The organism is Actinotignum saccati (assembly GCF_051265055.1).
Lineage (GTDB): Bacteria > Actinomycetota > Actinomycetes > Actinomycetales > Actinomycetaceae > Actinotignum.
In genome coordinates this window covers 62,555-74,459 of record NZ_JBOZCC010000006.1, presented here as the reverse complement: position 1 = coordinate 74,459, position 11,905 = coordinate 62,555, and the positions used below count along the sequence as shown (strand labels likewise).

General features: G+C 64.4%; 8 protein-coding genes. 1 reads left to right on the top strand and 7 read right to left on the bottom strand.

Features of this window, described 5'->3' with window-relative positions:
• Positions 1–81: 81 nt before the first annotated feature.
• From ACRQEC_RS06340 to glgX, 6 genes are all read right to left on the bottom strand, one after another.
• Positions 82–1,725 (bottom strand): hypothetical protein, encoded by a 1,644-nt coding sequence (locus ACRQEC_RS06340; RefSeq protein ID WP_301575160.1) that lies wholly within the window; start codon positions 1,723–1,725, stop codon positions 82–84.
• Positions 1,722–3,575 (bottom strand): maltose alpha-D-glucosyltransferase, encoded by a 1,854-nt coding sequence (treS, locus tag ACRQEC_RS06335; RefSeq protein WP_284890259.1) that lies wholly within the window; start codon positions 3,573–3,575, stop codon positions 1,722–1,724. Before treS ends, ACRQEC_RS06340 begins: the two co-directional genes overlap by 4 nt.
• 4 nt (positions 3,576–3,579) lie before the next feature.
• Complete coding sequence (locus ACRQEC_RS06330; protein ID WP_284890258.1) at positions 3,580–6,030, bottom strand: alpha-1,4-glucan--maltose-1-phosphate maltosyltransferase; 2,451 nt, start codon at positions 6,028–6,030, stop codon at positions 3,580–3,582.
• 599 nt (positions 6,031–6,629) lie between these two features.
• Complete coding sequence (locus ACRQEC_RS06325; RefSeq protein WP_284890257.1) at positions 6,630–6,845, bottom strand: hypothetical protein; 216 nt, start codon at positions 6,843–6,845, stop codon at positions 6,630–6,632.
• A gap of 150 nt (positions 6,846–6,995) precedes the next feature.
• Positions 6,996–8,096, bottom strand: coding sequence for a tryptophan--tRNA ligase (trpS, locus tag ACRQEC_RS06320; protein WP_284890256.1), 1,101 nt, complete (start codon positions 8,094–8,096; stop codon positions 6,996–6,998).
• A 198-nt stretch (positions 8,097–8,294) separates the two neighbouring features.
• Positions 8,295–10,529, bottom strand: coding sequence for a glycogen debranching protein GlgX (glgX, locus tag ACRQEC_RS06315; protein ID WP_284890255.1), 2,235 nt, complete (start codon positions 10,527–10,529; stop codon positions 8,295–8,297).
• A 109-nt stretch (positions 10,530–10,638) separates the two neighbouring features.
• Between glgX and nudC the strand changes: the two genes are divergently transcribed.
• On the top strand, positions 10,639–11,601 hold the full coding sequence (gene nudC, locus ACRQEC_RS06310; RefSeq protein WP_284890254.1) for an NAD(+) diphosphatase: 963 nt from the start codon (positions 10,639–10,641) through the stop codon (positions 11,599–11,601).
• Between the two features lie 21 nt (positions 11,602–11,622).
• Here nudC and ACRQEC_RS06305 read toward each other — a convergent pair whose 3' ends face one another.
• Positions 11,623–11,880 carry a mycoredoxin gene (locus tag ACRQEC_RS06305; RefSeq protein WP_284890253.1) on the bottom strand — a complete coding sequence of 86 codons (258 nt, stop codon included), beginning with the start codon at positions 11,878–11,880 and terminating at the stop codon, positions 11,623–11,625.
• Between the last annotated feature and the right edge of the window lie 25 nt (positions 11,881–11,905).

Sequence of the window (11,905 nt, the reverse complement as noted above, 5' to 3'; positions counted from 1 at the left end):
CTTGCGGGCGCGGGTAGGTACGGTGGAAGGGCGACGACGCCGCAGCCCGCCGCAATCGCGGCGGGCTGAGCTGCCCGGCTGCTAGTTCTCGAGCAGGCGGTGGACTCCACCCAGGGGCAGATCAATCCAGTCGGGGCGCTGATTGACCTCGTACACGACTTCGTAAAGCGCCTTGTCCAGGAGGAGGGCGCGCAGCAGCGGCTGGTGTTCGGCGGGAATCGCGCCGTAGCCGGCCAAGAATGCACCTTCGGCGGCACGGGTCCAGGCGCGCATGCGGGCGGCGGGCTGGCCATCACGTTCGCCCTGGCCGCCGGCGTAATCAAAGGAACGCAGCATGCCGGCCACATCGCGCAGGGCGAGGTCGGGGGCCACGCGCTCGGGGAGCGGGCGCAGGGGTTCACCCTCAAAATCGAGGGCCATCCAGCCCCGCCCGGGCACATCCACCACCTGGCCGAGGTGGTAATCCCCGTGAATACGCTGGAGGGCCGGCCAGGGGGTGGCCGCGGCAGCGGCGAAAACCTGAGCGATCTGGGCGCTGCGCTGCTCCAGCTCCGGGACTGCCGCGAGGGCGGCTCGGGCGCGGGAGTGCCAGCTGGCCAGCTGCGCTTCGCGCAGCTGCGGCGTCGCCGCGGTGGTGCCCAGGCGGGTGGCGAGCGCGGTGTGGAAGGTGCGGGTGAGGGTGCCCAGGTCGCGGATGCGCGCGGCGAAATCACCCAGGAGTGCGGCGGCTTGATCCGGCGCGGGCACATCCGCGGTGGGCGGGCAATTCGGCGCGGGCACATCCACGGCGGCAGGCGGGGTGTCCGGGCCGGGCGCATTCGCGGCATTTTTATCGGCGGCGGGGAAAGAGCTTGTGACCACGCGCCAGGCGTCGTGCGCGCCGGTGAGGAATTCCTGAGCCACCAGCACATCGCTGCCCGCCTCGGCCGGCCCGCCCACCAGCGCCGCCGAGCCCCATTGCGCCGGCACCGTGCCGGTATCCGAGAGCGCGGCCTGCAATTCCACATCCGGGTTCGCGCCCGGACTGAGCACCCGGAAAAGCTTGATAATCAGGGGGACGGTGCTGGTCTGGTAAATAATCGAACTATTGGACTGTTCCCCACTCAGCGGTCGGGCGCTGCGGTAACTGCCCGGGAAACTGGCCGGGCGGGTAACCAGGTGCAGCGCGCTCGCGGCGGTTGGCGAGTTTGCACCGGGCCGGGTGCTGGCGTTGCTGCCGGCGGGGGAATCTGCAGCGGGCGCGCTCGCGGTAGGCGAGCTGCCGAGCTGGCCGGTGGCAGCCGCGAAGAGGAAGCGCTGGCCGGCGGGATGCGTCGTCGCATCGAAAATAAGGTGGCCGCGCGCCCGGGCAACCGGGGTGGCGTCGGTAGGGGATTGCGCGGCTGGCGCGGCGTCGTCGTTCCTATCGGGCGTGCCGGAACCATCGGGCGTGCCGCAACCGTAAGTTGCGCCGTTTCCGCGCGGGCCGGCTTCAGCGGGGCCGCCTTCCGCGGGGGCGAGGAGCAGCGGGACGTTGTAGAGCGCGGCGCCGGCTTCGATAATGAACCAGGTGAGGGTGAAGGGCTCGACGCTGCACGCGACGTCCGCGCCGCACGCGACGTCTGTGCCGCATGCGAGGTCTGCGCGGGCGCGCAGGTAGAGCGGGTGGGGCTCGCCGCGATACCAGCGCCGGGCGTGCATCCACGCTTCCAGTTCCGGCATTCGCTCGCCAACATTCCAGCTCACGCCCCGCCTCCTTCTTCATGATCTGCGTTATGTGCGGCTTCCAGTGTTCCCACCGGCGCCGGGCGGGAGAGCGCCGCGAAATCCACCGGCTCCCCGCTTTCCTCGGCGCGGGCACCCTCCACCGGGCCGGGCTCGGCCTGCCCGGGCGCATCTAGTTTGAGCCAGAAGAAATCGCGGCTGCCCAGCGTCACGTCGTAGCTGCCATCCGCGCGAACCGCCGGGAACCCGGCCCCGCCGAACACATCGGTGGCCAGCCACCCGGCGTAATCGGGCAGCTCAACGCGCCCGGCGCGCGGGGTATTGGCCAGGTTCATAATGCAGAGGATGGTTTCCTCCGGGCAGGAGCGGGTGAAGGCGAGGATCGCGTCGTTATTCGACTCGCGCAGCACGAAATCACCCGAGCCCATGGCCGGGTGCCCGCGCCGCACCTCGAGAATCCCGTGAATCCAATGCAGCAGCGAAGCCGGCTGCGCCAGCTGCGATTCCACATTGACCGCCTGGTAGTTATAGGTCAGCGAGGTAATCGCCGGCAGGTAGAGCTGGCCCGGATCCGCGGTGGAAAAACCGGCATTGCGATCCGGACTCCACTGCATGGGGGTGCGCACGCCGTCGCGATCCGGCAACCAAATATTGTCACCCATCCCGATTTCGTCCCCGTAGTAGAGGTAGGGCGAGCCGGGCAGCGAGAGCAGCAGCGCGTGCGCCAGCTCAATTTCCGCCCGCGAATTCCCCAGCAGCGGGGCGAGGCGGCGGCGGATCCCTACATTGGCGCGCATGCGCGGATCATCGGCATACCAGCCGTACATGAGGGCACGTTCCTCCGTGCTCACCATTTCGAGGGTGAGCTCATCGTGATTGCGCAGGAACGTACCCCACTGGGCCCCGGCCGGAATCGCGGGGGTGCGCTCCAAAATCTCCCGGATCGCGGTGGCACGCTGGTCGCGCAGCGCGTAATAAATACGCGGCATCACGGGGAAATGGAAGCACATATGGCACTCGGGCGCCTCCTCCGTGCCGAAATATTCGACGACGTCCTCCGGCCACTGGTTAGCTTCGGCCAGCAAGAGCGTGCCGGGAAATTCCTTATCGAGGACCCGGCGCACCTTCGCGATAAAAGCGTGGGTTTCCGGGAGGTTTTCACAATTCGTGCCGTCCCGCTCGTAGAGGTAGGGGATGGCATCCAGGCGCAGCCCGTCCACCCCCAGCTCGCACCAGAAGCGGAAAATATTGAGGACCGCTTCGTGCACTTTGGGATTATCGAAATTCAGATCCGGCTGGTGGGAGAAGAAACGATGCCAGAAATACTGTTTGCGCACCGGGTCGAACGTCCAATTCGATACCTCGGTGTCCACAAAAATAATCCGGGCATCCTCGTATTTTTTATCGGTATCTGACCACACGTAGAAATCTCCGTAGGGCCCGTCCGGATTGGCGCGGGAGGACTGGAACCACGGGTGATCCGCGGAGGTGTGGTTGATAACAATATCGATAATGACGCGGATGCCGCGCCGGTGGGCCTGATCAACGAGCTCCCGAAAATCATCCATCGTGCCGTAGCGAGGATCCACCGCGGTGTAATCGGCAACATCGTACCCGCCGTCCCGCCCGGGGGAGGGGTAGAACGGCGGGATCCAGATGCAGTCGATCCCCAACCACTGGATGTAATCGAGGTGCGCGATGAGGCCGCGAATATCGCCGACCCCATCGGCATCGGTATCCCCAAAAGCCTTGAGCAGGACCTCGTAAAACACCGCGTGGCGATACCATTGCGGATTATCGCTGAGCCCGCGATGTTCGGACTGGGCGATGCGGGGTCCGGACGTGGCGGCATTGAGGGAAGGAAGGGACATGCAATCAGGCCTTTACCGAGAGAATATGTGCCGGGCTGGTGAAAGGATTGAGGCGCACGAAGGGCCGGTTATTCCACTGGAAGTGCCCGCCGCCCAGCTCGTCCACCACCTCGATCTGCTCGGGTGCTCCGCCCAGCGGCAGCCCGCTGGCATCGAAAGCACCGAAAGCGGACATATCCAGGGAGATCTCCGCTTCCTGGGTGGTGTGCGGGTCGAGGTTGATCACCACGATCACCCGGTCCGCGGTTCCCGACGGAGTTTCCTCCGGGCGCGCCACCTTCGTGAAGCACACAATATTCGGGTTCGACGTGGGATTAATGGTGATCCCGCGCAGGCGCTGCAGGGCCACGTGCTCCTTGCGGATCTCATTGAGCCGGGTGAGAAGCCCCTGGATACCGTACGGATCACGGCTGTAATCCCGCGGGCGGTATTCGTACTTCTCATTATTGTTCATTTCCTCGAAGCTGCCGCGCGGCTCCGATTCCACGAATTCATAGCCGGAGTAAATCCCGTAGGAGGGCGAGCCCATCGCCGCCAAAATCGCGCGGATCTTCCATCCGTTCGGGCCCGAATGCTGCAGGTAGGGGGTGAGGATATCGTGCGTCGTCGGCCAAAAAGTGGGGCGCAACATCGCATCCGATTCCCGGCCCACCTCCCACAGGTAGTCCTCAATCTCCTTCTTTTCGTTACGCCACGCGAAATAGCAGTACGACTGGTGGAAGCCCACCGCACCCAGACCGCGCATCATCGGCGGGGCAGTGAACGCTTCAGCTAGGAAAACCACCTCCGGGTGGGTCTGGCGGAATTCGGCCAGCAGCCGCTGCCAGAAACTCACCGGCTTGGTATGCGGATTATCCACCCGGAACAGCGTGACCCCGTGCGAAACCCACGTTTCCAGCACGCCCTTGACAGCCTGGTAGATACCTTCCGGATCGTCGTCGAAATTGAGCGGGTAAATATCCTGGTATTTCTTCGGGGGATTCTCCGCGAAAGCGATGGTGCCGTCCGGGCGGTGCAAGAACCATTCGGGATGCTCGCGCAGCCACGGGTGATCCGGGGAGCACTGCAGCGCAATATCGAGGGCGACCTCCATGCCCAAATCTCGCGCGGTAGCCACAAAAGCATCGAAATCTTCGAAGGTGCCCAGGTCCGGGTGGATGGCATCATGCCCGCCGGCCTCGCTGCCGATGGCGTAGGGCGAGCCGGGTTCGCCGGGCTGGGCGATCAGCGAATTATTCTTGCCCTTGCGGTCGGTCAGGCCAATCGGGCTAATCGGGGTCAGGTACACCACATCAAAGCCCATAGAGGCGATGCGGGGCAGATCTTCCGCCGCGGTGCGCAGGGTCCCGGAATGCCAGGTACCTTCATCGTCGCGCCACGCGCCGACCGAACGCGGGAACATTTCGTACCACGCGCCGTGCAGGGCCAGCTCGCGGTCCACCGCCAGGGGGAAACGCGCCGATTCGCTCACGAAATCGCGCACCGGATAGCGTTGAATAATATCTTCGACGACGCTGGAGGTCACGGCCGCGAAACGTACCGAAGCCGGGATGGACTTTTTTCGTACGACGTCGATAGCGTCATTAATCGCCGGCCGGTCTTGTGAACCGCGCGGCAGCAATTTCGCCACCCTCTTGAGCAGCTGCTCGGCCTCGAGGAACACAAGGTCAATATCCTGGCCGACCGGGAGCTTCGCCTCGGCGGTATGGCGCCAGGTGGCCAGCGGATCCGACCACGAACGCACGAAGAATGCCCAATCGCCGGGCTCGGTGGGGGTGAGCCAGCCTTCGTAACGGCCCAGGCCCGGGCGCACCAACACCATGGGGGCGCTCTGGACTTCGCGACCCTGCGGATCCACCAGGACGGCTTCGCAACCGAACAGATCGTGGCCTTCACGCCACACGGTGGCCTGCACGGGGAAAGCTTCATTGACGGTGCCCTTGGCTGCCAGCGAGCCGTTTTGCACGCACGGGGTTACATCCATAATCGGGATGCGAGCGATATTCGCGCGCGGCGCGGGAGCCGGGGCCATCGGAGCCTGCGGGAACGCCGGAGGGTAGCCTTCCGGGTTCGGGCGGCCGTGGGTGGTGGGGGAGGGTGCGGTTTTCGCGGTTGTTTTCGCGGGTTTTGCGGCGCTCGCGGACTTCGCGGGTTTTGCGGCGGTTTTTGTGGTTTTCGCGGTGCCGGTGCTTCGCGTGGACTTCGCGGCACTGGCCTTGGCGGGTGCTTTTGCCGTTGTGGTGCCCTTTGCCGCGCCGGTGCTCTTCGCTGAACTGGTGCTCTTTGTTGAACTGGTGCTCTTCGTTGAGCGCTGAGTGGTCGCGGGTTTCTTCGACGCTGTTGCCTTCGCGGCGGCTGACTTCGCGGCCGCGGGCGTAGTCGCGGGCGTGGCGGCCGGCTTCTTTTCGGGCGTGGGTGCCGAATTCTTCGCGGGCGTCGTCGGTTCAATGGACATGGCTTATCTCCTCGTATCCTCGGGCGACATATGGCGGGCGTGCGCGCAAGCGGCAGCGATCCCACGGCTCGCGCGGCGGCGCACGAGCCGATGATGCGTCTGTGTAAGGATGCTCACAAGCTCAATCCTATTAGGTTTCCGTGCTTCTGGCACACCGGCCCGCGGGGGGTGGACGCGCGGCAGGCTGGCTGCGTCGTCGTATATACAAGCTTAGGCACGGCGCACGTATACAAGCTTAGGCACGGCGCGCGGGAGGGACTATGTGTTTTCCGAGCTGTACTGCACTTGTTGTACATGCGAAGTACATCTCGGAAAACACACCCCTGCCCCGCCAGCGGATCGACCAAAGTGCAAATTGGGGACCGTTGGGGTCGCGTAGTGCAAGCCCAGGACAGAAATCGAGCCAAAATGGTGCGTAGATTTGCACTCTGCTCTGCGGGCGATTGCGTAGGCGAAGCGGGTGTCAAGCACATGTCAAAACGTGCGTTGTGGACCGTGAACCTCGTGAAATGTACGTCCCTGACATAAATCCGGGCTAAATATGTCACTGGCGTACATTTTGCGGGCGGGCCCCGGCCGGGAGGTGGCTGCCGGGGCGCTTAGTACTTCCTGAAAGCCCGCAATTTCTCAGCTTTCTCCGCGCGCTCTGCCGCTTTCTTCCGCTCGAGCTCAAGCTGTGCCTCTAAAACCTGCCTGCGCTCCAGCAGTTCGACCGTTAGCGCCCGCAATTCCTCGGGATCGGTGGGCAGCTGAGCTTCCAGTTCACTACGGGTTCTCGCTATGATCTGGTCGCATTGCCTTTCATCCATAACCATGGGACTACCTTCCTGATGAGCTCAGCTTTCTGAGCGGTGCAGCCGGCCAGCGACCGGCCCGCCGCACCCGCGCATCCCGCGTAGTGTGCGTAAGAGACACGAAATCGACCCGAAACGGTGCTCTCACGCACACTATGTTCCCAGGAGCGGCTAATACACCATCTGAAGCGCCTCGCGCACCTCCGCAAGGGTCTTATTGGCGCGCTCGTTAGCGATTTCGATACCGCGACGCACGATTCCGTCCACGTAGCCCGGGTCTTTGGCGAGCTCGGCGCGCTTGGCCCGGATGGGGGCAAACATCTCATTGATCGATTCGGTGACGATCTTCTTGAGAGTCCCGGCCCCGCCGTCGCCAATTTCCTCCGCGATCTCCAGCGCGGGCCGCCCCTGCGCCAGCGAAGCCAGCAGCAGCAGATTCGACACTTCCGGGCGACCCTCCGGATCGTAGGTAATATGCCGATCCGAATCCGTGACCGCCTTCTTAATGCGCTTGGCGGTTTCATCCGCGCTCATGCCGATTTCAATAGTGTTTCCGCGCGATTTGCTCATCTTGGCGCCGTCCAGCCCCAGAATCGAGGTGCCCTCGGAAAGCAGGGCCTGCGGGCGCGGAAAGACCGGGGTTTCCCGCCCGGCCGGGCGCCCGTACCGCGCCTCGAAACGGTCGGCGATCACGCGGGCTTGCTCGAGGTGGGGGAGCTGGTCTTTGCCCACCGGCACCAGATTGGCCTTGCAGAAAAGAATATCGGCGGCCTGGTGCACCGGGTAGGTGAGCAGCAGCCCGGACAGGGGCCGCCCGCCGGTTGCCTCGTGTTCCGCCTTGACGGTGGGATTGCGGCGCAGTTCGGCGTCGGTCACCAAAGAGAGGAAGGGCAGCATGAGTTCGTTGAGGCCGGGAATGGCCGAATGCGGGAAAATCACCGCGGCATCCGGGTCAATTCCCACCGCGAGGTAATCGGTGGCCAGCGAACGCACCCGCTCCCGGATAGGCCCGGTGCCGTCGCGATCCGTAATGACCTGGAAATCGGCGATGACCAGCCAGGTTTCCACGCCCTTGCGCTGCAATTCCACCCGGTTGCGCAGCGAACCGAAGTAGTGCCCGAGGTGGAGATTGCCGGTGGGGCGATCCCCGGTGAGAACCCGGAATTCCTCCGGAGAAGTATTAATCTTCTCCTTGATTTTCTCACTCAGGCGCTGCGCATGCGCCAGGGATGCGGCGGACGTGGACCGTTCGAGGGATTCCTCGACACTCATACCTTGCTCCTTCAGTCATACCCAGGCCGCCCCGAGTTCCCCGGGAGCGTGCTCTGCTTGTCTATTGTAGGCGCCGCCGCGACAGCTTTTCTTGCGGTTTCCGTTTCGCGGCCGCGTACCGCCCCGGCCGTGTGCCGCCGCGTTCGCGCGGGGTCGCGTGCCGCCCGGCCGCGTATAGCACGACGACGCAGCGCCCCGCTACCGCTCCGGGTTGGCGAAGTAGAGCTGCATCGTCAGCGGCTCCACCCGGGTGGAGGCCCCGGGCTGGTAGATGCGCTCCGAGGAGCGCGGGGTGGGCCAGGAGGAATCCCAGGCCAGCGCGAAGGGATTGCCGCGCCCCTGCGGGAATCGGATAGGAACATGGTGATTCGAGCCGTTAATGACCACGAGCGCATCGGCGTCGCGCTCAGAACCGGAACGCAGCATTTGCAGTAACCGATTCGAGGGATCGAACCACCGGTGTTCGGGCATCGGCTCGCCGGTATCCGCGAACCACTGCAAATCGGGGATGTGATCGCGCCCGGAGGGTGATTCGGTGTAGAACATGCTCGGGCGCAGCACCCGGTGTTCGGAACGCAAGCGGAAAAGGTAGGCCACGGTGGCCTGGAGTTCGCGCTGCCATTCCTCGTGGTCCCAATCCAGCCAGGACACGTGATTATCCTGGCAGTAGGCATTGTTATTCCCGAATTTGGTATCGGCAAATTCGTCGCCGCCGTAGAGCATGGGGACTCCGGCGCTGAACACCAGGGTGCCGATGAGGTTGCGCATGGTGCGGGTGCGCGCGCGCAGCACGTGCTCGGGAAGCGGGGCGGTATCGCTGCCTTCCCCTTCCACCCCGTGATTCCACGAGCGGTTGTTATCGGTGCCGTCGCGCCCGTTTTCCCCGTTGGCTTCGTTGTGTTTGGAATCGTAGGAGACCAGGTCGTAGAGACTGAAGCCGTCGTGGGCGGTAATGAAATTGACGGAGGCGAGGGGCCCGCGCCCGGAGGGGGAGCGCCCGTGCCCGAACAGGTCGGCGCTGCCGGCTAGCCGGGTGGCCACATCGCGCAGGTCTCCGCCTAGCCCGCCGCCGGCCACGGCACGCTGGTCGGCCACCCAGAATTGCCGGATGGAATCGCGGTAGCTGTCATTCCAATCCGCGGTGGGCGGCAGGAAATTACCGGTTTGCCAGCCGTTGGGCCCCAGATCCCAGGGCTCGTTAATGAGCTTGACGTTGGAAAGAATGGGATCGGTGGCCATGGCCAGGTAGAGGGGATGGTTGGTATCGAAATGATCGCCGCGGCGCGCCAGGGTGGCGGCCAGGTCGAAACGGAAACCGTCCACGCCGATCTCACTGACCCAGTAGCGTAGCGAATCCAGGGTGAGCTGGAGCACCGGAGTGCGCCGGAAATCCAGGGAATTCCCGGTGCCGGTGGTGTCATAAAACTGGCCGGGCTGGTTGGGGACCTGCATGTAGTAGGTAGTTTGCCCGAAGCCGCGCAGCGAGACGGTCGGCCCGTTCACCCCGCCTTCGCAGGTGTGGTTATACACAACGTCGAGGATGACTTCCAGGCCGGCATCGTGGAGGCGGGCCACCATATCGCGCACTTCCTGGAGCACGGCCAGGGGGCCCGCGGCCCGCGCGGTGGCGGTGGCCAGGCTCGGTTCGGGAGCGAAATAGGAGAGGGTGGAGTACCCCCAATAATTGGTGAGATCGCGTTCGGTGAGGAACGGTTCGGACATTTTCGCGTGGATGGGCAGCAGCTCAACGGCCGTCACGCCCAGGGAACGCAAGTAATTCGTGACAATCGGGTGCGCCAGACCGGCGTAGGTGCCGCGCAATTCTTCGGGAAGCGCCGCCAACTGTTGGGTGAGCCCGCGCACATGCGTTTCGTAGATGACGGTGTGGGACCAGGGCGTATACGGGTGGCGGATATGCGTTTCCGTGGGTGCGGTTACGACGCCGCGGCACATGGCTTCCAGGGAATCAGTATCGTCACGCTGAGGTGGGAGCGGGACGGGATCCAGGGCGTCATTTACTTTGTGCCCGTAGAGTTCGGGGCCCAGGCGCGGGGTGCCGGTAATGGCCCGCGCGTAGGGATCAAGGAGGAATTGGGCGGGGTTGAAACGCATCCCGGTATCGGGATTCCACGGGCCGTGCACCCGGTAGCCGTATTCTTGACCGGCGCGCACCCCGGACACATGCCCCACCCAGGTGGTGAAACTCGCGTCCCGATGCAGGGAATAGCGACGCTCGGTGATACCCGAGGCACTGCGGTCAATAAGGCACAGATCAACCGCGGTCGCGTGCGGAGCCAGGACGGCGAAATCCGCCCCGGTATCGGTGAGGTGCGCCCCCAGACGCACGGGCCGCAAGCGCACGGGCAGGGCGCGTTCGGAGGCGCGCGCCACGTACCGAGATGCGGTCGGGGAAGTAGCCGGTAATGAAGTCACCTTCGTATTGTCGCAAAATATCGGCGTTCGGCAAGAATCCAGAAGAGTGATATTAGAATTTTGGTGGAAGGGCGACCGGCACGCGTCCGGTTCCGGAAGGGGCACGATAGTGAGGTACGACGGCGATTTAATCCTGGCGCGCGGGAATCTGGACCGGGATGAACTCTCCCGCAACTCACCGCAGCGCCTGGCGGAATTGGCGGAAAATGCGGGGTATCTGCTTATTTCCGGGTGGGGTGCCGTGCTGGATAACGATAATGCACCCCTGCTGTTGAACCGCTCTGAACTTCCGCGCACCACCGCGGATTCACCCACTGTTTACCTGGGGAAAGTTGCCGGGCGCCCTTATTTTGCGTGCGATCTCACCACCGTGATCGGGGGTGGGCCCACCCGTGATAACCCGGAAGTGGATGCGCCGGGGTACCGGATTGGCTCGCTGCAAAATTACGCTCCGTCCTGGAGCGCGGATATGTGCGCGCTGGTGACCGCGGCGGTGGCGATCCTCAATACCTGGCGGGCTACCCGCTGGTGCGCGGTATGTGGCCAGCGCATCACCGTGGATACCGGCGGGTGGAGCGGGCACTGCCCGGAAGGCCACGTGGTGTTCCCGCGTACCGACCCGGCCGTCATTATGGCGGTGCTTGATTCGCAGGACCGTATTCTGCTGGCGCATAATGCGCGTTGGCCGGCCGGGCGACATTCGGTGCTCGCAGGTTTTGCCGAGGCGGGGGAGTCCCTGGAAGCGGCGGTGCGCCGCGAGGTGTGCGAAGAAGTGGGGGTGCCGCTGGGTGAGATCAGCTATTTCGCCAGCCAGCCCTGGCCCTTCCCGCGCTCCCTCATGATCGCCTACGTGGCGCGGGTGGATCGCCAGGCCGAAGCCCGGGCCGGCGGGGCGGATAGTTTGGTGCGCCCGGATGGGGAAGAAATCGACCATGCGGCTTTCTACAGTCCGGCCGGGCTGGATGCGGCCCTGCGCGAGGGGAGCCTCAGCCTGCCCGGACCCTCCTCAGTGGCCGCGGCCCTCATCACCGACTGGTACGGCCCCGGGATTCGCCCCCATCTGGGCTGGTAGGAAACCGCCCGAGTGTGAGTTTTAGCTCCCGGGGGAGGCGAGTTCGGCGAGTTTCGCCTGCACCTCTTTCAGGCTCGGATTCGTCAGGGTTGCGCCGTCGGCAAACTCAAGAGTGGGCACCACTTTATTGCCACCGTTGAGGGCCGCAACTTTCACGGCCGCGGCCTCATCCTCCTCAATATTCACCTCATCCCAGGTGATGCCAGCCCGCTTGAGCTGGGCGGAAAGGTTACGGCAGTAGCCGCACCACGACGTTGTATACATTGTGAGATCAGCCATGAGGTGATCGTACGGGCTGGGCGGC

Excerpts from the sequence above, each read along its gene's own strand:
- ACRQEC_RS06325 (WP_284890257.1), bottom strand. The coding sequence starts at position 6,845 with ATGGTTATGGATGAAAGGCAATGCGACCAGATCATAGCGAGAACCCGT.
- treS (WP_284890259.1), bottom strand. The coding sequence starts at position 3,575 with ATGTCCCTTCCTTCCCTCAATGCCGCCACGTCCGGACCCCGCATCGCC.
- ACRQEC_RS06330 (WP_284890258.1), bottom strand. The coding sequence starts at position 6,030 with ATGTCCATTGAACCGACGACGCCCGCGAAGAATTCGGCACCCACGCCC.
- trpS (WP_284890256.1), bottom strand. The coding sequence starts at position 8,096 with ATGAGTGTCGAGGAATCCCTCGAACGGTCCACGTCCGCCGCATCCCTG.
- ACRQEC_RS06305 (WP_284890253.1), bottom strand. The coding sequence starts at position 11,880 with ATGGCTGATCTCACAATGTATACAACGTCGTGGTGCGGCTACTGCCGT.